Consider the following 20,466-nt stretch of genomic DNA (forward strand, 5'->3'; position numbering starts at 1 on the left):
GGGGTCGCTGCTGCAGGCGGCACTGTTCGTCCAGACCGTGCAGGAACGACAGGGCCTGCAGGTCGGCTGCCCCGAGGAAATCGCATTCCGCATGGGCTTCATCAACGCCGAAGCCCTGGCGCGACAGGCCGCAGCGCTCGGTAAGACGGCTTATGGCGTCTATCTGCGCGATTTGGCGGCGGGAGAACTCGCATGAATGTCCTGACGTACCAAATCGCCGACGTGTTGATGATCGAACCGGCGCGACATGGCGACGCCCGCGGCTTCTTCAGCGAGGTCTGGTCGTCGCGCGGCCTGGCCAATAAAGGCATCGACATCCACTTCGTGCAGGACAACCACGCCTTCTCGGCCATGCCGGGGGTCTTGCGCGGCCTGCACTTCCAGCGCCCGCCCTCGGCCCAGGGCAAGCTGATCCGCGTCGCGCGGGGCGCCATCCTCGATGTCGCGGTCGATATCCGGCGCGGCTCACCAACCTATGGCCGGTATGTCTCGGAAGTGCTGAGTGCAGCCAACTGGCGTCAGCTGTGGGTGCCGCGCGGTTTCGCGCATGGATATGTGACGCTCGAACCCGATACCGAGGTGCTCTACAAGACCGATGCCTACTACGATCGGGACGCCGATGGCGGGATCGCCTGGGATGATCCCGACCTTGGAATCGACTGGTCGATCGGCGCGCCCATCCTGTCCGACAAGGATCGATCGGCACCGCGCCTCGCCGACATTGCGCCGCCCTTCCCGGCCGGGTCCTGGTGATGCGTCGGGTCCTTGTCACCGGGCGCGGTGGTCAACTGGCGACAGGTCTCGAAGCCGCGCTTCCGGCACAGGGCTTCGAGGCGATCCTTGTCGGTCAGCCGGAATTCGAGTTCGACGCGCCCGCGACGATCGCCGCTGCCTTTGATGCCGCCGCACCGGATGTTGTCGTCAACTGCGCCGCCTGGACCGCCGTTGACGCGGCGGAGGACAATGAGGCGGCTGCCTTCAGGGCCAATGCGCTGGGGCCCGCGATGGTGGCGGCGCAGTGCGCGGCCCGTGATATTCCGCTGCTTCAGATCTCCACCGACTACGTCTTCGACGGGCGCAAGGGTGCGCCCTATCTCGAGACGGATGCGCCCAATCCGCTCGGCGTCTATGGGCGATCCAAGCTGGCGGGGGAATGGGCGGCGCTGGCGCTTCATCAGAAAGCGATGGTACTGCGCACCGCCTGGGTTTTCGCGCCAATGGGCGGCAATTTCCTGCGCACCATGCTGCGGCTCGGTGCCGAAAGGCCGGAGCTCAGCATCGTCGCCGACCAGCAGGGCAGCCCCACTGCGGCACCCGACCTGGCGGATGCGATCGCCGCCGTCCTCCTTCGCATCCGCGATGATGGCTGGCAGGACCGCTATCGTGGTGTCTTCCACGCGACCGGTACCGGCTTCACGACCTGGCACGGCTTCGCCGAGGCGATATTCGCCGCGGCCACTGGCCCCCGCCCGGTGCTGCGTGCCATCGCGACGGCCGACTATCCGACCAAGGCTGTGCGCCCCGCGGATGCGAGACTCGACTGCACCAGATTGGAGAGAACCTTCGGCGTCCGCTTGCCGGCGTGGCAGGAGGGCCTGGCGCGCGTCATGCGGGCCATAGCCTAGAACCGCTCCGGATCGCCTTGGCTCACGGCAGCGGCTCCAGCCTTTGTGGTTCGAGCACCTTTACCCGATCAGGTGATTCCACCCGGTCGGGATCTGCTCCGGCGTCGGAGCGGGAGTTCGTGCCTGACGTACTCTGGGAAGCGGCCTGAACCATCTGCGTGCAGCCATCGGCGCACCATCTGAGGACGGCCATGGCGACCGGCTGTTGCTGGTCGCCGTACCGCCCGCGCCATGTCGCTGGCCTGACCAGTCCTGGCGAACACTACAGCGTCCATCCAATCATCGAGCAGTTCAGCCACGTCGCACATGATCGCCGCCTCCAGGCCGGCAGCAGGCCAATCCGCCCCGCCGAGGCGGAACATGGCCGGGCGTTCAACAATGCATCTTGGCCCTTGAGGGCGGCCATGGCGCCGGCAGGTCCACCGCCTGCCGCACTCACCGCGGCGAATGGTTCTCGACGCTGGCTGGTGGAGATTGCCGCGATGGTGGCGGCCGACAGGTCGGAAGCCGCGGCACTGAAGGCATTCGCTCCGATGCCCGGATCCGGCCCCCATGCCCAAGGCATGTCGGCCTTTGGCGGGGAAGGTCCGGAGGGTGCAAAGCCCTCTCCGGTCCTGCCCTATCCCCCCGCCCCACGAAGGCAGGGCGTCGCCCTCATCCTCAGCGCTTCGCCTCGATGGCGTCCCAGATCGCCTTTTCCAGATACACCCCGTCGAAGCGCCCGATTTCCTGGAGCCCGGTCGGTGAGGTCACGTTGATCTCGGTGAGGAAGCCGCCGATCACGTCGATGCCGACGAAGATCATGCCGCGCTTCTTCAGTTCCGGCCCGATGGCGGCGCAGATCTCCTTCTCGCGCTCGGTGAGTTTCGTCGGTTCCGGGCGGCCGCCGACATGCATGTTGGACCGCGCCTCGCCGGCGGCGGGAACGCGGTTGATCGCCCCCATCGCGACACCGTCCACCAGGATGATGCGCTTGTCGCCCTGGCGCACGGCCGGGACGTATTTCTGGATCATCAGCGGTTCGCGGGAGCGTTCGGTGAACATCTCGACCAGCGAGTTCATGTTGGGGTCGTCGGGACGCAGGTGGAACACGCCGGCGCCGCCATTGCCGAACAGCGGCTTGATGATGATGTCGCCGTGCTCCTCGCGGAAGGCGGCGATGCGGCGCCGGTCGGCGGTCACCAGCGTGATCGGCATCAGCTCGGGGAAATGCGTGACGAACAGCTTTTCCGGCGCATTGCGAACCTCGGCCGGGTCGTTCACCACCAGCGTCTTCGGATGGATGTGCTCAAGGATGTGGGTGGCCGTGATGTAGCCCATGTCGAAGGGCGGATCCTGGCGCATCAGCACCACATCGGCGTCGCGGCCGAGGTCGAGTTCGACCTCCGCGCCGAAGGTGAAGTGGTTGGCCTTCTCGCGCCGCACCTCGACGGGTCGCGCCCAGGCGGTGACACGCCCGCCGCGCAAGGCGAGGTCGCGCACATGATAGTGCCACAGCGCATGGCCGCGGGCCTGCGCTTCCAGCATCAGGGCGAAGGTCGAATCGGCTTCGATGTTGATGGTCTCGATCGGGTCCATCTGGACCGCGACGCGAAGGCTGCGGGTCATGGGCGCGCTTCCTGATCATGGTCCCGGTGGGACCCTTCGAGGGATTGGTCCGGGACGGACCACTTGGTCCTGTCGTGCCACCCCCGGGCGAAATCCGCCAGAGGCCGTGACAATGCGCCGAAACACAACTTCAGGTTGTTTTAAGTTAATGCCACACGATTGTGGGTTAAGTCCTGCCGCGTCTGTGGCATAGATTGATGCATCGTTAAGGCCGGCACTGCCCGGGCCCCAAACGCGGCAGGAGGCCGCAACCACCCCTCGGTCCGAGTTGTCTCATGCCCCTCCTGCCTCCGTCCGACCTGTTCATCCTGCTGGAAGACCCCTCCTTCGCCACGCCGGAGGATATCCTGGTGATCGGCCCCGTGCCGGCTGCGGCGCCGGCGCCCGACGCCGTGCCGCCCGCGCCGGCGCAGCCCCAGGATGCCCCGGCCGTCGCCATCGTCACCGCGGAGGCCGAGACCCCGGCCTCCGCGCCCGTTTTCGACCTGCCGGCCGAGGACGCCTTCCCGACCCTGGCCGAACTCGACGCCATCCTTGCCGCCCATGCAGGCACGCCCGATGGCGCGGATGCCGCGGAACGCGCCGAAGCCGCCGCGCTGCTCGGCCTCGACCCCGCGATCGCCGCCGATCCCGACCTCTACGCCGCGGCGCTTGCCGCGTTGCAGGACCCGGATGGCGACCAGGTGCTCACGCAGTGGCTCAGCGACGAAGTCGGCGCGCCGCCCTCTGAATGGCCGGAAGCGGCCGGGGATTGGCAGGTCGGCTGACCCGCCCGGCTGAAGGCGTCTCCGTTCGCCCCGGCCCATGGCGACGCCTCCACCCGAATGTTTTCGCGGGCATCGTCACCCGGTCAGCTATCGTCAGCCGATCGGGATCCGCTCCAACGCCGATTACATCCGGCCGGCCTCACGCGCGCCGCCCCCATCCTTTGATTGAACGCGGATCTCCACGCGCCCGACCGCTGCCGATCAGATGCGATCCGCTCTACGGCGCCGCGACCGCGCGGCCGGATCCGGCCCGCATCCGCAGCACCAGCATCGCCACCAGCGTCAGCACCACGACCCCGAGCGTCGCGCCGGCAAGCCGCTCCGCCACAGGCAGGATCGACGCCGGCGGTGCCCGGCCCGAGACGAGGGTGATGATCACCGCCAGCCCGCCTTGCGTGCCGACATAGGCCGATGGCCCACCGCCATGGTGCAGCACCGAGAACAGGAACAGCCCCAGCCCCAGCACGCCGAGCCACAACAGCAGCGACGCACCCCCCAGCGTCATCGCGACCAACCCGAAGCCGCCGCCCAGCACGCAACCCAGCACGCGCTGCCGCCCACGATGGCGCAGCGAGCCGAGGTCGCGATCGAGCACCACCAGCGCCGAGATGGCCATCTGCATCGGCTGCGGCAGGTCGAAGCGCTGCCACAGCAAAAGAACCGCCACCAGCACCAGGCCACCGGACAGCGTCACCACCGCGAGTTCGTCCGGGCTGGGCGCGACCGGCGCAGCGGCCGGCGGGGCGCTGGCCGCCGGCATGATCAGCAGCGCGACCAACGTGGCGCAGAGCACCCCGGTGACGATTTCCGCCGTGCGGTTCGCCGCGAATTCGAACAGCCCGGACGGCGAGACCGCCGCCTGCACCAGCACCATCGTCGCGGTCACGGCGCCAAGCACCCAGGCATAGGGCGTCGGCGCCACCTGGCGGGCCCACGACCCCGTCGCACCGACGCAGAACAGTGCCAGCAGCAACAGCGCCGGCTGTCCGTTCGACGCCGCCGCCAGCACCAGGCCCGTGGCCAGGCCGACCAGCGTCGCCAGCACCCGCTGCGTCGCCTTGGCCAGCAGCTGGTGCCGGTCCGGCGCCGCGACCACCCAGGCCGAGATCGCCGACCACCACGGGTCCTGCAGCCCCAGCAGCAGCGAAGCCAGCACCGCCACCACCACGCCCGTCGCGGTGGTCAGGCCCTGCCGCGCGCTCCAGCCCATCGGGTCAGAACCACACCAGCACGCGCGCCGTCGCGCCATGGAACAGCACGACATCGGGCGGCAGGTCGGGCAGCGTGATCTCCACCGGGAAATGCTGCGGCAGGCGGATCCAGTCGGTGTCCGGCGGCACCACCGGCACCACGGCGTCCGACGCATTGGCCGGCGCGCTCAACACCGCCGGGGCGATGCTGCGCACCCGACCACGATGCAGCCGCCACGGGTCGCTGCCCAGCAGCACCCAGGCCACCTGCCCCGGACGCAGCCGGCCCAGATGCCGTTCCCCCACATTGGCGACCAGCCGCCAATCGGCATCGGTGACCAGCGTCAGCACCGCCTGGCCCACCGCGACCTGGTCGCCGGGCCGCGCCTCGAAGGGTGCCAGCCGCCCGGCGGCCGGCGCGGGGATGCGCGTGCGCGACAGGTCATAAGCGGCGCGGTCGAATGCGGCGGACGCCGCCGCCAGTTCGGCCTGGCGCACCTCGACCAGGCGGCGGGCCACGCTGGCCGCTGCCTCGGCACGGCGGATCTCGGCCTGCGCCACCGCCGCGTCGCGTTCCGCATCCTGCACGCGTTCCTGCGGCATGTAGCCGCTGCGCCCCAGCGCCTGGTCGCGCGCCAGCACCTGCTGCGCATCGGTCAGACGCGCCCGTGCCTGGTCCAACGACGCATCGGCCTCGGCCACCGCCTGTTCCGCCAGGCCGCGCTGGCGGTCGGCCACGTCGCGCGCGGCGGTGGCGCTTTCGACCGCGAGGGCGAAGGGGCGCGGCTCGATGGCCAGCAGGGGCTGGCCGGCCTCCACCCGCTGGTCCGGGCGCACCGGCAATTCGGCGACGGGGCCGGCAACCTGCGGCGCGATCGCCACCAGCGCGGCCGTCACCCGTACATCGCCGGCATAGGCGACGACCAGGCCGGTCAGCTCATAGGCCAGCCACAGAAACAGCGCGCCGCCCAGCACGACGCGCAGCACATGGTCCTCGATCCATTTCAGCATGAGGTCATTGCATCTCCGGAGACAGCCTATCGGGCGGCGCAGGGGGCGAGAAGGGCGGCGGCGACGCAGGGGCCTCGCCCCTCCCGGACTACCCCGCCAGGGGCCAGGGGGTCCCTGGACCGCGGATTCCCGGCGCCCGGCCGGGGAAGCGTCATGCCATGGTGCACCCTGGCGGAACGCACCCAATATCCTGTTCGAAGCAGAAGGATCGGCATATGGCCAAGGCACTGATCATCGGCGCTGGAGATGGGCTTTCCGCGTCCCTGGCGCGGCTGTTGGCGCGGGAAGGCTATGCGATCGCCCTCGCGGCACGCGACACGGCCAAGCTCGATGCGCTGGTCGCCGAGACCGGCGCCGTGGCCCATGCCTGCGACGCCGCGTCAGAAGCCGATGTCGCCGCCCTGTTCGCGCAGGAGGGCGATGCGGACGTCGTCGTCTACAACCCATCCTTCCGCACCCGAGGGCCGTTCATCGACCTGGTGCCGGCCGATGTGCAGCGCACGCTCCAGGTCTGCGCCTTCGGCGCCTTCCTGGCCGCCCAGCAGGCGGCGCGGCGGATGCTCGCCCGCGGGTCCGGCACCATCCTGTTGACCGGCGCCTCGGCCGGGGTGAAGGGCTATGCGCAATCCGCCCCCTTCGCGATGGGCAAGTTCGCGCTGCGCGGGCTGGCGCAATCCATGGCGCGCGAGTTGCACCCGCAGGGCGTCCACGTCGCCCACATCGTCATCGATGGCGGCATCCGCAGCGCGAAGCGCCCGGAAGCAGGGAAGGATTCGCTGCTCGACCCCGACGCGATCGCCGAATCCTACCTGCACCTGATCCGCCAGCCGCGCTCGTCGTGGTCCTGGGAGATCGAGGTCAGGCCCTGGGTCGAACGCTTCTGATCACGGTGCCAGCGTCAGGGTTGCGGTGCTGCCCGCCGCGATCTCGACCTCGCTCGCCTGTTCCTGCCCATCGTGCTCGACCGTGATGCGATACGCGCCGGGGGCGAGCGCGACCTCGGCCGGCGCGCCGTCCAGCCGGGCCTCGAAGACCGGGGGGCCGCCGGCCAGCGCGGTGACCACCACGCGCAGGCCCGCATCGCCGAAGCGCTCCGGCCGCAGCGCCAGCGTGCCGAGCCGCACCGGCACGGGCCGCAGCACGACGTCTCCGGCGGTGACCGCGACTTCGGCCGCGCCCTCGGCGCCGCCGATCCGCGCGGCCACCCGGTAGATGCCGGTGGGCAGCAGGAAGGCGGCGCTGCCACCCTGCGAGCGCCCATGGCGGGCCGCGTCCTCGGGCATGTCGGACAACGCCTGCCAGGTCACCTCCACCTCGCCCGCGACATCGCGCCCCGGCGGCGCGGCGACCGCCGTGCCGACCAGCCAGCCGGCATCCAGCATGATCGTGGCCCGTCCGATCCCGCTGGCCGGCACGGTCGCCACGACGGGGCCGCGGATGAATTGCGCGGTGGCGACGCTGACGGCGTAGGGACCGGGCGGCAGGTCGGCGAAGCGGCCGAAGGGCTCCCCATCGGTGGCAACCAGCTCGCCGTCCCGGCGCAGCAGGATGGTGGCGTCGCCGGTCATGGCCTCGCAGGTGGCGCACAGGCGCAGGGTGACGATCAGCCGCGGCTGGGGCACCGGCTCGGCGCGCGGTGCGGCGGCGCGCGGCCCGGGCGTGGGGGATGCCGCGGCGCGGTGCAGCGCGGCGGCGAGCTCGATGCCGTCGGCCGCGGTCATGGCCAGGCCGCCGGTCGCCTCCGCCATGCAGCGCAGCTGGGCGATCGCCGCCGGGTCGCTGATCGCGAAGCCGATCGTGTGGACCACGATCCGCCCACCCGACCGAGCGATCTGCTGCGCCACGGCGCAGGGGTCGGGGTGGCAGCCGTCGATGCCGTCCGACACCAGGATGACGCTGCCGCCGGCGCCGCCAAGCGCCTCGGCGGCCTGGCGCAGCGCCTCGGCGGTCGCGGTGCGGCCGCGCGGCATGATGCCCCGGGCCAGCCGCGCCACGGCGGCGGCGTCCGGGCCCGGTGCGGCGAGCAGCTCGACATCCGCGCAATCCTGGCTGCGCCGGTGGCCGAAGGCGACCAGCCCGACCGGCCGTGCGGTATCCCAGCGCGCCATCAGCCCCGCCAGCGCATCGCGCGCCGCGTCGATCCGGCTGCGGCCGCCCTGCCGTTCCCACATGGATGCGGAGGCGTCGAGCACCAGCACGGCCGGCTGCGCGGCGAGGCCGCCGGCGAGCATGCAGAAGTACAGCGCAAGCATGGCGGTGCGCAGGCGCATCGATGGTCCCGTCCCTGGCGCCGACGCTAGAACAGATCACGCCCGTCTGGAATCGGGCGGCGGCACGCGGCCGGCCGCCAGGATGGCGCAATCCCGCGGGCGCCGACCGGCGCAGACCGCTATAGGACGGTCCCCCGGGGCTGTGCTAGGCCGGCGCCGTGCTGTTCCAGAGCCAGACCTTCATCCTGCTGTTCCTGCCGGTGACGCTCGCGCTGTACTACGCGACCGCCGGTAGCCGGACCCTGCGGCAGATCCTCGTGGTGGCGGCCTCGCTGCTGTTCTACGCGGCATGGGATGTGCGCTTCGTGCCGCTGCTGGTCGGGCTGACGTTGGCCAACTGGCTGATCGGCCAGTTGCACGAGGCCGACCCGAAGCGCGACTGGCCGGTGATCGGCGTGATGCTGAACCTGCTGGTGCTCGGCATCTGCAAGTTCACCAATTTCTTCGCCGGCACCTTCGCCGCACTGCTCGGGATGACCTTCAGCCCCTGGGACATCATCCTGCCGCTCGGCATCAGCTTCTTCGTCTTCCAGAAGATCTCCTACCTGGTCGATCTGCGGCGCGGTCAGGCGCATGCCTATCCGCTGCTCGACTTCTTCATGTTCGTGACCTTCTTCCCGCAGTTGATCGCCGGGCCGATCGTCCGCCACAACGAGATCATCGACCAATTCGCCGCCGATCCGCGCCGGCCGGAGATGTGGGAGAACCTGTCGCGCGGGATGGTACTGTTCGCCATCGGGGCGGCGAAGAAGCTCGCCATCGCCGACTATGTCTCGGAAGTCGCCGACCGGCTGTTCACCGCGGCGATGACGGCGCCCGCTTCGGCCGCCGAGGCCTGGACTGCCGCCGCAGCCTTCACGCTGCAGATCTACTTCGATTTCTCGGGTTACTCCGACATGGCGATCGGGCTGGCACTGATGTTCGGGCTGCGCATGCCGTATAATTTCGATGCGCCGTATCGAGCCACATCGATCCGCGATTTCTGGCGCCGGTGGCACATGACGCTGTCGCGCTTCCTGCGCGACTACCTCTACATCCCGATGGGCGGCAATCGGGGCGGCGGCGCCATGCAGGCGCGCAACGCGATCGTGACCATGCTGCTCGCCGGGCTGTGGCATGGGGCGAACTGGACCTTCGTGGTCTGGGGCGGGCTGCACGGGGTGGCGTTGGCGATCAACGGCGCCTGGGCGCGGTTGGGGTGGCGCATGCCGGTGCTGGTCGGCTGGGCGTTGACGCTGCTGTTCGTGATGGCCGGCTGGGTGCTGTTCCGTGCGCCGGATTTCGCCACCGCCTGGACGCTGCTGCGTGGCATGGCGGGGCTGGAGGGCATCGGCCAGGTGAAGGTCGATCACGCCGTCGCCTTCATCGCCGGTGCGGCCATCGCCCTGATCGGGCCGACCAGCCAGCAGGTCGCGCTGCTGAAGCTGCGGCCGATCCATTGGCTGGCAGTGCCGATCGGCATCGTGCTGCTGCTGCTTCTCCTGCAATCCGGCTCCAGGACGCCCAGTGAGTTCATCTACTTCCAGTTCTGATCCTGCCGACGCGCAGCGGCGGCAGGACCGCGCGCAGGGCTGGCGTGCCGGCTGCGCACCGGACCAGGGCGCGTGGCGCCGGTTCTTCACGCGCGCCGTCGCGACGGCGGCAATCAGTTGCGCCGTGGTCTATGCCTTCGTGGCGGCGGTCGATCCCTGGGGCGTGCTGCGGCTGCATATCCCGGCCGAACGTCCGCCGATCTCAACCAATGCACGCTTCGCCTTTGCCGGCCTGGCGCGGTCGGACCGCTTCGATGCGGCGATCTTCGGCACATCGACCATGCGCATGCTGCGGCCGGCGGCGTTGAACGAGGCCTTCGGCGCGCGCTTCGCCAACCTCGCAATGAACGCCGCGACAGCCTACGAGCAATCGCGCCTGTTCGACGTGTTCCTGCGCGCGCATCCGAATCCGCGCGCCATGGTCATCGGCCTGGATCACGTCTGGTGCGATGCCGGGCCGCTGCAGCGCTACACCCCGCGCGCCTTCCCCGAAGCCTTCTACGAATCCAGCCCGTGGCCGGCGTATCGCGAGATGCTGTCCTTCTATGCGGTGCAGGAGGCGGGCCGGCAATTCGCCGTGCTGACCGGCATGATGCGCCCGCGCTACGGCCACGACGGCTATACGCGGTTCCTGCCGCCGGAGGACCGCTACGACGCCGCCCGCGCCGCCGCCAACCTGCCGGCGCTGCCGCCGCCCGAGACGCCGCGCCAGGTCGACACGCCGCCCTCCGACCTGCCGATGCCGCCCTTGGCGTTGCTGGACAGGATGGTGAGGGCGACGCCGGCCGACACGCGGCTGGTGCTGGTGTTCATGCCGCTCTACCTCGGTGCGCAGGGCGCGCCGGGCACCGGCAGCGCCGCGATCACCGAGGCCTGCAAGCGCCAGGTCGTCGCCATGGCGCAGGCACGGCCCGGCACGGTGGTGCTGGATTTCTGGCGCGCCAGCCCGATCACGCGCGAACCCACCAACTACTGGGACCCGATGCACTATCGCGACGCCATCGCCGAGCGCATCGAGGCCGCGCTGTCGCGTGCCGCGCGCGGCAGCGCCGGGCCAAGCGAGGACTACGCCGACCTCACCCCATAGGCTTCGCGTCGTCGCGGGCAAGCCGGGGGATCATCCGCGCCGCGACGTCGTCGCGACGGATGAAGGCATGGAACAGCGTCGCTGCCACATGCAGCGCGACCACGGCGAGAAGTCCGTTCGCCAGCAGCTCATGCGTACCCTTCGCCGCGCCACGCAGCCCCGTCTCGGCCAGCAGGTTGGGGATAGCGCCAAGCCCGGCCAGATCGAAGGGCCGACGCCCGGTCAGGGCGGTGACGAGGCCGCTCAGCGGCAGCGCCAGCATCAGCGCATAGAGCAGCAGGTGCATCGCCGCCGCGAGTCGCGCCTCCCATGCCGGTGCGCCCGCCGGCGGCCCCGGCGCATGGCCGAGCAGCCGGACCAGGATACGCGGCAGCAACAGCGCCAGCACGCCGAGGCCGAGCAGCGCGTGGCCGCCTTCCACCAGCGTCTTGGCCGGTCCGCGGCTCAGCACCTCGGCGAGTTGCATGCCGCCCCAGGCGAGCAGGATGGCCAGCGCCATGGTCCAATGCAGCAGGATGCTGGTCACGGAGTAGCGGGTCGCAGCCATGTGATCCTTCCAAAGCGGATGCCATCGAGGATCGCACCCTCCCATGGCCGCACCCGGCGGTCCTTGATCCAGCGCAGTCTGCGGCCGGGTCAGAAGTATCCGAGCAGCCGCATGACCAGGACCATGGCGAGGATGCCGTATCCGATCACCCACAGGATGACGTCGCCAAGGTCGGGCTTCCAGTTCCCGGTCGGTACCCAGCGGGGCGCATAGGCGTATTCGGGGTTCGACGCCTTGTTGCGTTCCATCATGGCCCGGAAGCGCTGGTTCTCGTAGCGGCTCCGTGCATCGCCCAACGTGTCGGGATCCTCGGCCATACCGATGTCCTCCCTTGGATGCGAGGCGGCATCCATGGGGCATGTTGCGCCGGCATCGCCACAGCATCCACAACAAGATGCAGCACGGCCCATCAACGCGCGATGCCGCCGCCCTTGCAGGACGACGGCATCGGCCGTGGGCGCAGCGGGAGGGGGCTCGTCCCGCGCGCCGCAGCCTCAGTGGGACGGGCGGCCCCGCTGCCCGCAGGCCCAGCCATGGCCATGCACCAGGCCGTCGTCGCGATCCTCGACCGGGGCCGGGGTCACGCGGGGCTTCGGCTGCGCCGGGCGGGACGGTTCCGTGGCCCAGCGGTGGGAATGCACGAGGCCGTCATCGTGGCGATCGTTGGTCATGGTCGTGGTCTCCTCTCGATTGGGTTCAATGCGCCGGTTGCGGCTGCTTGCTGTCGTGGAACTGCGCGGTCTCGGTGGAATGTTCCATCGCCGTGGTGGAGGACCGGCCACCCGAGGCCGCCATCGCCACCGCGTCGAAATATCCGACGCCCACTTCGCGCTGGTGCCGCACCGCGGTGAAGCCGTTGGCTTCCTCGGCGAATTCGGCCTGCTGCAGCTCCGAGTAGGCGCCCATGCCGCGCTCGGCGTAGCCGCGTGCCAGCTTGAACATCGACAGGTTCAGGCTGTGGAAGCCGGCGAGCGTCACGAACTGGAACTTGTAGCCCATGGCGCCGATCTCGCGCTGGAACTGCGCCGCGGCCTCGACACCCATCTTCCGCTGCCAGTTGAAGGACGGGCTGCAGTTGTAGGCGAGCATCTTGCCGGGGAATTCGCGGTGGATGGCTTCGGCGAATTCACGCGCGTCGTTCAGGTCAGGGTCCGAGGTCTCCCACCACAGCAGATCGGCATAGGGCGCATAGGCCAGGGAGCGGGCGATCGCATACTGCTTGCCCATGCCCGGGCGGATGCGGAAGAAGCCTTCCGGCGTGCGCTCATTGCCTATGAAGGGGCGGTCGCGCTCGTCGACATCCGCCGTCAGCAGCTGCGCGGATTCCGCATCCGTGCGGCACAGCAGCACGGTCGACACACCTTCCACATCAGCGGCCAGCCGCGCGGCGTTCAGCGTGCGGATATGCTGGCTGATCGGCACCAGCACCTTGCCGCCGAGATGGCCGCACTTCTTCTCGCTCGCCAGCTGGTCCTCGAAATGCACGCCGGCGGCACCGGCCTCGATCATCGCGCGCATCAGCTCATAGGCGTTGAGCGCGCCACCGAAGCCGGCTTCAGCATCGGCGATGATCGGCGCCATGTAGTGGATGCGGTCATCGGCCTTGCCGTCGAGCCGCTCCATCGTCGCGATCTGGTCCGCGCGGCGGAGCGAGCCGTTGATGCGGCTGATCACCTTCGGCACGGAGTCCACGGGATACAGCGACTGGTCCGGGTACATCTGCCCGGCACTGTTCGCATCGGCGGCCACCTGCCAGCCCGACAGGTAGATCGCCTTCAGCCCAGCCTTCACCTGCTGCAACGCCTGCATGCCGGTCAACGCGCCGAGCGTATTCACGAAGGGCTCGTTGCGCAGCAAGTCCCACAGACGACGCGCGCCGTTCTCGGCCAGCGTGTGACGGACGGTGAAGGATCCGGCCAGGCGGGCGACATCAGCGGCAGTGTAGTCGCGACGGATACCGGCGAAGCGGTTCGGGTCCTGCGGCGGAGTGGCACCGCCGGAACCATCGGGAGCGAAGCAGGGCGTGCTGGTCGGGCGCATTGTGATCCTCAGGGACTGCATTCGGCCGGAGCATCCGGCGCCCGTGAATAATTCACATTGCACTGCCCAAAATCACCAGCAATCCTGGGTGCGGCGCAGCAAGAACGTGGTGTTTTTCACAGGCGCGGCGCCGATTTTGTGAAGGGTGTAAATTCATGGCGCGCCCCCTGATCGGTCGTACCGTCCGCCGACTGCGCGCCGAGCGCGGCCTGACGCAGCAATCGCTCGCCACCCGTCTCGGCATTTCCGCGAGCTACCTGAACCTGATCGAGCACGACCAGCGCGCGGTCACCGCCTCGCTGCTGATCAAGCTGACGGAGGTGCTCGGCGTCGAACTCGCGGCGTTGTCGGGCAGCGCCGAACGGCAGTTGGAATCCGGCCTGCGCGAGGTGCTGTCCGACCCGATGCTCGGCCTTGAGGAAGTACCGGAGAACGAAGTCGCGACGCTGGCTGCATCGGCGCCGAATGCGGCGCGCGCCGTACTCGCGCTGTATCGCGCCTGGCGTGTCGCGCGGGAGGATTCCTCCGGCCTCGCGCTGCCGACCGGCCGGCGCATCCTGCTGCCCAATGAGGAAGCGCGCGACTTCTTCCATGACCGCGCCAACCACTTCCCGGCACTGGAATCCGCCGCCGAGGCGATCGGCCGCGAGATCGGCACGCGCCCGTCCGAGATGAACCACGCCATCGCCGAACGCCTGCGTCGCGTCCATGGCCTGGCGGTGCATGTCGGCCCGCTGGATGGCGCGCTGCGACGCCACGATGCGGCGGCGCGGGTGCTGTATCTGTCGGAATCCCTGCCGCGCGAATCCCGCGGCTTCCAGATGGCCTTCACCTTGATGCTGCTGGAAGCGCGCGAGGCTGTGGACGCCGCCATGGCTGGCGCCGAACCGTCCACGCCGGAGGCCGCGCAGCTGATCCGCATCGGATTGCTGAACTACGCCGCCGCCGCGCTCCTGATGCCTTACGCCGCCTATCTCGCCGCCGCGCGGGAACTGCGCCATGACATCGAGGCGCTGGCGGCGCGCTTCGGCGTGTCCTTCGAGCAGGCGGCGCAGCGCCTGTCCACGATGCAGCGCGACGGCGCGCGCGGCGTGCCCTTCTTCTTCCTGCGCGTCGATCCCGCCGGCAATGTCGGCAAGCGGTTTTCTGCCGCCGGCTTCCCCTTTGCGCGCTTCGGCGGATCCTGCCCGCGCTGGGTGGTGCATGAAGCCTTCACCACGCCCGGGCGCATCCGCGTGCAGGTGTCTCGCCTGCCGGATGGCGCGACCTTCCTGACCATCGCGCAGACGGTGCAGGGCGCACCCGCGCATTGGGGCGAACCGCCGCCGGTGCATGTCGTCGCCATGGGCTGCGATATCACCCGCGCGCCGGAACTGGTCTACGCGGAAGGGATCGACCTGGAGGCCGCCGCGGTGGGCATCGGCCTGTCATGCCGGCTGTGCGACCGCGCGGATTGCCGCAGCCGAGCCTTCCCGCCGCTGGAACACCGGCTGGTGCTGGACCCGGCGGAGGAAGGGGCGGCGCCCTATCGGTTCGAGACGGCCGCGCGGGCGGCGTCGGTCGCGCCGGCCGCGCTGCCCGTCCGATCTCGCCGGCCGCGAGCAGGGTGACGCGGGGCAACCGAGGGGGCATTGCCGCAGACGCGCGTCGATATCGTGGCGCGGCGCCTCGGAGAGGGGCTTTGCCCCTCTCCGGACCTCACCCCACCAAAGGCATAAGGCCTTTGGAAACCTCAGTTTTGGCGCTGAATGAGAGCCGTGGTGCCATCCATGGCACCGATCCAGCCGAGCACCGTGCCTGGTGCAAAGCACCAAAATCCGCGGTCCAAGGGCCCGCTGGCCCCTGGCAGGGTGGTTTGGAGGGGCAGCGCCCCTCCAACCTTTCAACACCCAGCGCGGTCACGCGCCCCGCGGCGCCGCCAGGATCACCCCCGCCCCCACCAGGCACAGCGCCGCGCCCACCGCATCCCAGCGATCCGGCCGCAGCCCTTCCACACTCCACATCCAGGCCAGCGACGCCGCGATGTAGACCCCGCCATAGGCCGCGAAGGCGCGCCCGGCCGCCGCCGTTTCCACCCGCGTCAGCAGCCACGCGAAGGTGACCAGCAGCACCACGCCGGGGACCAGCCAGAGCGTGCTGCGCCCAAGGCGCAGCACCGCCCAGACGGCGAAGCAGCCGCCGATCTCGGCGGCGGCGGCAAGGGCGTAGATCCCGCCCGCCTTCAGCACCGGCTCAGTCGATCGTCTCGAGCAGCGTGCACAGCGTTGCGCAACGCGCCGCCAGGTCCTGCCACAGGATGTGCTCGAAGGGCGCATGCGCCCCGGCGCCCGTGCAGCCGAGCCCGTCCAGGGTTGGCGTACCGATCGCCGCGGTGAAATTGCCGTCCGACCCGCCGCCGCGATGCTGGTTCGGCAGGTCGTAGCCATGCGTCGCAGCGATCCCCCGCGCCATCTCGTACAGCGCGGTGATCTCGGGCGTCTCGACCATCGGCGGGCGGTTCATCCCGCCCTCGACCTCGATGCGGATGCCGTCGGCCTCGCCGGCCATGGCGTGGATCAGGCGCTCGATGCGCTCGCCCTCGGGGATCGAGGTGACGCGGCAATCGATCTCGCAGCCGGCCTCGGGCGGCACGACGTTGGGCCGGGTGCCGCCCCAGATCGGCGCGACATTGGTCGTGGTGCCGCCGGCGAGGTCGGTGAGCGCATGGACCTCCAGGATCTTGCGCGCGAGCGCCACCACGGCGGAACGCCCATCCTGCCAATTGCCGCCGGCATGGGCGGACACGCCATGCACCTTCATCACGAAGCGCCCGACGCCCTTGCGCGCCGTCACACAGCACCCGTTCGGCCCACCCGCCGGCTCGGGGATCAGCACGGCGCGCGCGCCGGTCGCGGCGCGTTCGATCGGCGCGCGGCTGGTCGGGCTGCCGACCTCCTCATCGGGTGTGAGCAGCAGGATGATCGGGCGCCTGGTCTTCACCTTCTGGCGCAGGATCTCGCGCACCGAATGGAACGCGAAGAAGGACCCCGCCTTCATGTCGTAGATGCCAGGGCCGTGGGCCTTCGGCCCATCCACCTTCCAGGGCATGGAACTCGCCAGCGTGCCATGGTCCCACACCGTATCGAGATGGCCGGCGACGACGACCGGCGCGCCCTCGCCCGGCGTGCGGGCGATCAGCGTGTCGCCATAGCCGTCGGTGCCGGGGATCCGTTCCAGCGCCGCGCCGACCGCGGCCAGTTCGGCCTGCGCCTTGTCGATCAGGCCGTTCACGGCCGCCGCGTCGGTGGTCGGCGTCTCATGAAGCACCCAGCCCTTGAGTTCCTCAAGCAGGCGTTCGGAGGAACCGATCTCGGTCTGCGGCATGGCGGAAATCCTTGTGCGGGGAAGGCCGGGTTTCTGGCAGTGGGGTTTTCCCTTGTCCATCCGGGGCGGGGGGGCTACCGACCCTTCCGCACCGCACAACGGGGACCTAAGCCTCCCATGCCAGACGCCTATGCCTTCGAGGACCTGTCGGTCGGCCTGACCGCGAAATTCTCCAAGACCGTCACGGAAGCGGACATCGTGCTGTTCGCCGCGGTCACCGGCGACACCAACCCGATGCACCTGGATGCCGAATACGCCGCGACATCCATCTTCAAGGAACGCATCGCGCACGGCATGCTGGCGGCGGGGCTGATCACCAAGGTGCTGGGCACGCAGCTGCCGGGCCCTGGCACCATCTACATGTCGCAGACGCTGAAGTTCCGCGCCCCGGTGAAGATCGGCGAGACGGTGACCGCCACGGTCGAGGTGATGGCCCTGCACCCCGACAAGCACCGCGCCACGCTGCGCACCGTCTGCACGGTGAAGGGCGAACCGGTGCTGGAAGGCGAGGCCTATGTCTCCGTCCCGTCGCGCGCCAGCATGACCAGGGCGGCGGAGTAGACCCATGCGTCGTGTCTGTGTGTTCTGCGCGTCGGCTGTCGGTGCGCGGCCGGATTATGCGCGCGATGCCGAGGCATTGGGCCGCGCCATCGCCAGGCGCGGCCTTGGCCTCGTGTATGGCGGCGGCGCCGTCGGGCTAATGGGCGTCGTCTCGCGCGCCGTGCTGGCCGCTGGCGGGGACGTCACCGGCATCATCCCGCATGGCCTGGTGAAGCGTGAAGCCGGCAACGGCGAACTCAAGGACCTGCGCATCGTCGCCTCCATGCATGAACGCAAGGCGATGATGGCCGAGATGTCGGACGGCTTCCTGGTGCTGCCCGGCGGCTTCGGCACGCTGGAGGAAGTGGTCGAGGCCCTGACCTGGCTGCAACTCGGCATCCACAGCAAGCCGGTCGTCTTCATCGATACGCTGGGCTTCTGGCAGAAGCAGATGGCGATGTTCGACCACATGGTCGCCGAGGGCCTGCTGAAGCCTGAGATGCGCCCCATGGCGCGCATCGCTGCGAATCCGGAGGCGGCGCTCGACGCCCTCTCGACCTTCACCCCGCCGGCCGTGCCCCGCTGGCTGCTGCCGGGCGAGGGCTGACCATCATGGCGACCATCATCAACGGCTGGCGCGACGTGCCGGCGGCCGCGCGCGGTGCGACCATCGCGCTCGGCAACCTCGACGGCGTGCATCTCGGCCACGCCGCGGTGCTGCGCGCGGCCCATGCGGCACGGCCCGACCTGCCGCTCGCCGCGCTGACCTTCGAACCCCACCCGCGCGAGCATTTCCGCCCCGACGACCCGCCCTTCCGGCTGACCCTGCTGCCCGCCAAGGCGGCCGCGCTCGCCGCCGCCGGGGCGTCCTTCGTCTACGCCCTGCCCTTCGACGACGCCTTCGCCGCCATGACCGCCGAGGCGTTCGTGGAGGAGGTGCTGCACCAGGGCCTGGGTGCGAGGCACCTGGCCTGCGGGCCGGATTTCGCCTTCGGCCACCGCCGCGGCGGCGACATCGCCTTCCTGGCGCGCGAAGCCGAGAAGCGCGGCATGGGCCTGTCCATCGTCCCGCCCGTGCAGCATGACGGGGAGGCGATCTCCTCCACCCGCATCCGCCGCCTGCTGCAGGATGGTTATCCCGAACGCGCCGCCGAGAAACTCGGCCGCCCTTGGGAGATCCGCGGGCCGGTGGTGCATGGCGACAAGCTCGGCCGGGTGCTCGGCTGGCCGACGGCGAATATCTGGATCGGCCGCCACCTGGAACCGGCCCGCGGCGTCTATGCCGTGACCGTCGCCCTGCCGGACAGCACGCAGGCCAAGGGTGTCGCCAATGTCGGCCGCCGCCCGACGCTGGGCGGCGACCCGGAAACGCGGCTCGAGACCTTCATCTTCGACTACAGCGGCGATCTCTACGACCAGGAAATCGGCGTGCGGCTGGTCCGCTTCCTGCGGCCCGACGCGAAATTCGCCGGGCTCGAGGAGCTGAAGGTGGCGATCGCGCAGGATGTGGTGGACGCCCGCGCCGCGCTGGGCTGATTCGCTCGCCCGCCGTGCGAAATGACACAGATTGGCGGCGCGTTCGGGCGTAATCTCCCGGAACCTCACGAGTTCGGGAGGCTCCGATGCGCTGCATCCCCAGGCCGGTCGCCGCAGGGCTGGCCATCATTCTCGCCGCTCTGGCCCCGGCCGCGGCAGATGAACCCTTCGCCAGCGTGGACCTCGTCTGGGCGCGGCCGGCAACCGAAGACGGTGCGCCGCGCCCCTGCGCCCGGCTGCTGGTGCTGAACCTGCCGCGGGACTGGATGGTCGGCGACGCCGCCGTGGCCGTCTTTGCCGCGGCCGATGCCGAGGCAGCGATCCGCACGATCGTCAGGGCGCTGGTCCCCGAGCTTGCCGCCGTGCTGGAAGTGCCGTCGCGCGTGGTGGACGAATGCCGGACACCGCCAGCCGGACCGGTGGCGGAGGTGCTGGGCGTGGTCCGCGCGCTGCAGGTGGATGCCGGCGCCGGGCTCATCGTGGCGATTGGTATCGGCGCTGCCGGTCCGGCCGTGCTGGCGGCAACGCGGGAGGAGGTCGCGCGCCGCTACCTCGGCCCGGATGGCCCGCGGCTGGCCGCCGCCATCGCGCTCGGCGGCGACGGCCCGGCGGCCTATGCGATCGGCGCCCTGCCCGGTGCCCTGGGGTGGGAGATGCGGGCCCCGCTGCTGTGCGCGGCGTTGGCCTCGGCGACCAGCGAGGTGCGGCCGGGCGCCTGCCTCACCGGGCTTGGGATCGACCAGCCGATGGCGCGATCCGACCAGCGGATGCGGCGGTAGAGCATGTGATTTCGACGTCCGGTGCATGCGCACCGACGTGCCATCACGCTCCCGAGCAGATCCCACCGGGCTCGGATCAGTCGTGTGCATGAAGATGCCCGATGAAACAAGGGCAGAGAGCGGGCTTCGCGAGGACGGGCGAGCGAAACCTGATCTGGGCCGTTCTCAATCGGACAGGTCCAGCGGCTACCTGCCCATCCAACGACGATGCCCTGCATGGGTGGCCGGCATGGCTGCGGGCCGGTGCCGGTCCGGCGTGAGCGAAGGCTAGTGGGATCGCCGCCAGCCAGGGCGAGCGGGAACCGCGCTGCCGCCCGCCTCTGCCCTGGGGGACGGCCGGCCGCGCCCGCCAACGCACAGGCGGCGGCGCCTGGGGGAGCCGGGAGGCGTGCCCGGCCTCGCGCATCCGCAGCCCGTGCCGCGCCGGCCGCCTCGTCGCGGCACCGGCCGGCGCGGGGGCCCGGCCCGCGGCCCCGGAAACCGAGGCCGCGGCGGCTTGACGCCCGGCGGTCCCCCTCCCCATAAGCCTGTCATGCTCCGGGTCGCGCAGCGGCGAATTACCGTCCCGGCC

Annotated in this window: 21 protein-coding genes and 1 pseudogene; 12 read left to right on the plus strand and 10 right to left on the minus strand. The window is 70.3% G+C overall.

Going from position 1 to position 20,466, the window contains the following annotated elements; all coding sequences use genetic code 11:
- The 3 genes and pseudogenes from AAFN86_RS14220 to rfbD all read left to right on the plus strand — a co-directional run.
- Positions 1–196, plus strand: a pseudogene (locus AAFN86_RS14220) (glucose-1-phosphate thymidylyltransferase); the annotation flags it as partial.
- Complete coding sequence (rfbC, locus tag AAFN86_RS14225; RefSeq protein WP_347544011.1) at positions 193–753, plus strand: dTDP-4-dehydrorhamnose 3,5-epimerase; 561 nt, start codon at positions 193–195, stop codon at positions 751–753. The pseudogene AAFN86_RS14220 and the gene rfbC, both read left to right, overlap by 4 nt.
- On the plus strand, positions 753–1,625 hold the full coding sequence (gene rfbD, locus AAFN86_RS14230) for a dTDP-4-dehydrorhamnose reductase (RefSeq protein ID WP_347544012.1): 873 nt from the start codon (positions 753–755) through the stop codon (positions 1,623–1,625). Before rfbC ends, rfbD begins: the two co-directional genes overlap by 1 nt.
- Positions 1,626–2,285: 660 nt before the next feature.
- Here rfbD and gshB read toward each other — a convergent pair.
- On the minus strand, positions 2,286–3,233 hold the full coding sequence (gshB, locus tag AAFN86_RS14235; RefSeq protein ID WP_347544013.1) for a glutathione synthase: 948 nt from the start codon (positions 3,231–3,233) through the stop codon (positions 2,286–2,288).
- 275 nt (positions 3,234–3,508) lie between these two features.
- Between gshB and AAFN86_RS14240 the strand changes: the two genes are divergently transcribed.
- The gene (locus AAFN86_RS14240; protein WP_347544014.1) at positions 3,509–4,000 is read left to right on the plus strand and encodes a hypothetical protein; all 492 of its coding nucleotides are present in this window, start codon (positions 3,509–3,511) and stop codon (positions 3,998–4,000) included.
- Between the two features lie 217 nt (positions 4,001–4,217).
- Here AAFN86_RS14240 and AAFN86_RS14245 read toward each other — a convergent pair whose 3' ends face one another.
- Both AAFN86_RS14245 and AAFN86_RS14250 read right to left on the minus strand, forming a co-directional pair.
- Positions 4,218–5,210, minus strand: a complete 993-nt coding sequence (locus AAFN86_RS14245; RefSeq protein WP_347544015.1) for an FUSC family protein — start codon at positions 5,208–5,210, stop codon at positions 4,218–4,220.
- A 4-nt stretch (positions 5,211–5,214) separates the two neighbouring features.
- A complete protein-coding gene (locus AAFN86_RS14250; RefSeq protein WP_347544016.1) occupies positions 5,215–6,201 on the minus strand; it encodes an HlyD family efflux transporter periplasmic adaptor subunit in 987 nt (328 codons plus the stop codon).
- Between the two features lie 215 nt (positions 6,202–6,416).
- Between AAFN86_RS14250 and AAFN86_RS14255 the strand changes: the two genes are divergently transcribed.
- Positions 6,417–7,085, plus strand: coding sequence for an SDR family NAD(P)-dependent oxidoreductase (locus AAFN86_RS14255; RefSeq protein ID WP_347544017.1), 669 nt, complete (start codon positions 6,417–6,419; stop codon positions 7,083–7,085).
- Here the strand turns inward: AAFN86_RS14255 and AAFN86_RS14260 are convergent, their stop codons facing one another.
- Positions 7,086–8,471 (minus strand): vWA domain-containing protein, encoded by a 1,386-nt coding sequence (locus AAFN86_RS14260; protein WP_347544018.1) that lies wholly within the window; start codon positions 8,469–8,471, stop codon positions 7,086–7,088.
- Positions 8,472–8,629: 158 nt separating this feature from the next.
- Between AAFN86_RS14260 and AAFN86_RS14265 the strand changes: the two genes are divergently transcribed.
- Both AAFN86_RS14265 and AAFN86_RS14270 read left to right on the plus strand, forming a co-directional pair.
- Complete coding sequence (locus AAFN86_RS14265) at positions 8,630–10,003, plus strand: MBOAT family protein (RefSeq protein WP_347544019.1); 1,374 nt, start codon at positions 8,630–8,632, stop codon at positions 10,001–10,003.
- The gene (locus tag AAFN86_RS14270) at positions 9,978–11,090 is read left to right on the plus strand and encodes a hypothetical protein (protein WP_347544020.1); all 1,113 of its coding nucleotides are present in this window, start codon (positions 9,978–9,980) and stop codon (positions 11,088–11,090) included. Before AAFN86_RS14265 ends, AAFN86_RS14270 begins: the two co-directional genes overlap by 26 nt.
- Here the strand turns inward: AAFN86_RS14270 and AAFN86_RS14275 are convergent.
- The 4 genes from AAFN86_RS14275 to aceA all read right to left on the minus strand — a co-directional run bounded on the left by AAFN86_RS14275 (position 11,080) and on the right by aceA (position 13,677).
- Positions 11,080–11,637: a cytochrome b/b6 domain-containing protein gene (locus AAFN86_RS14275; protein ID WP_347544021.1), complete on the minus strand. Its 558-nt coding sequence runs from the start codon at positions 11,635–11,637 to the stop codon at positions 11,080–11,082. The genes AAFN86_RS14270 and AAFN86_RS14275 overlap by 11 nt on opposite strands.
- Before the next feature lie 89 nt (positions 11,638–11,726).
- The gene (locus AAFN86_RS14280; RefSeq protein ID WP_347544022.1) at positions 11,727–11,954 is read right to left on the minus strand and encodes a hypothetical protein; all 228 of its coding nucleotides are present in this window, start codon (positions 11,952–11,954) and stop codon (positions 11,727–11,729) included.
- 177 nt (positions 11,955–12,131) lie between these two features.
- Positions 12,132–12,308: a hypothetical protein gene (locus AAFN86_RS14285; protein ID WP_347544023.1), complete on the minus strand. Its 177-nt coding sequence runs from the start codon at positions 12,306–12,308 to the stop codon at positions 12,132–12,134.
- A gap of 25 nt (positions 12,309–12,333) precedes the next feature.
- Positions 12,334–13,677: an isocitrate lyase gene (gene aceA, locus AAFN86_RS14290; protein ID WP_347544024.1), complete on the minus strand. Its 1,344-nt coding sequence runs from the start codon at positions 13,675–13,677 to the stop codon at positions 12,334–12,336.
- A 155-nt stretch (positions 13,678–13,832) separates the two neighbouring features.
- Here aceA and AAFN86_RS14295 point away from each other — a divergent pair, with 155 nt between their 5' ends.
- A complete protein-coding gene (locus AAFN86_RS14295) occupies positions 13,833–15,287 on the plus strand; it encodes a short-chain fatty acyl-CoA regulator family protein (protein WP_347544025.1) in 1,455 nt (484 codons plus the stop codon).
- A gap of 288 nt (positions 15,288–15,575) precedes the next feature.
- Here AAFN86_RS14295 and AAFN86_RS14300 read toward each other — a convergent pair whose 3' ends face one another.
- Complete coding sequence (locus AAFN86_RS14300; RefSeq protein WP_347544244.1) at positions 15,576–15,902, minus strand: YnfA family protein; 327 nt, start codon at positions 15,900–15,902, stop codon at positions 15,576–15,578.
- Positions 15,903–15,909: 7 nt separating this feature from the next.
- Positions 15,910–17,040 carry a M20 family metallopeptidase gene (locus tag AAFN86_RS14305; RefSeq protein WP_347544026.1) on the minus strand — a complete coding sequence of 377 codons (1,131 nt, stop codon included), beginning with the start codon at positions 17,038–17,040 and terminating at the stop codon, positions 15,910–15,912.
- A 117-nt stretch (positions 17,041–17,157) separates the two neighbouring features.
- Between AAFN86_RS14305 and AAFN86_RS14310 the strand changes: the two genes are divergently transcribed.
- From AAFN86_RS14310 to AAFN86_RS14325, 4 genes are all read left to right on the plus strand, one after another.
- Positions 17,158–17,601, plus strand: coding sequence for a MaoC family dehydratase (locus AAFN86_RS14310; protein WP_347544027.1), 444 nt, complete (start codon positions 17,158–17,160; stop codon positions 17,599–17,601).
- Between the two features lie 4 nt (positions 17,602–17,605).
- Positions 17,606–18,187 (plus strand): TIGR00730 family Rossman fold protein, encoded by a 582-nt coding sequence (locus AAFN86_RS14315; RefSeq protein WP_347544028.1) that lies wholly within the window; start codon positions 17,606–17,608, stop codon positions 18,185–18,187.
- 5 nt (positions 18,188–18,192) lie between these two features.
- Positions 18,193–19,116: a bifunctional riboflavin kinase/FAD synthetase gene (locus tag AAFN86_RS14320; RefSeq protein WP_347544029.1), complete on the plus strand. Its 924-nt coding sequence runs from the start codon at positions 18,193–18,195 to the stop codon at positions 19,114–19,116.
- 86 nt (positions 19,117–19,202) lie between these two features.
- On the plus strand, positions 19,203–19,895 hold the full coding sequence (locus tag AAFN86_RS14325; protein ID WP_347544030.1) for a hypothetical protein: 693 nt from the start codon (positions 19,203–19,205) through the stop codon (positions 19,893–19,895).
- Positions 19,896–20,466 lie beyond the last annotated feature (571 nt).

Source organism: Roseomonas sp. CAU 1739 (assembly GCF_039839775.1).
Lineage (GTDB): Bacteria > Pseudomonadota > Alphaproteobacteria > Acetobacterales > Acetobacteraceae > Neoroseomonas.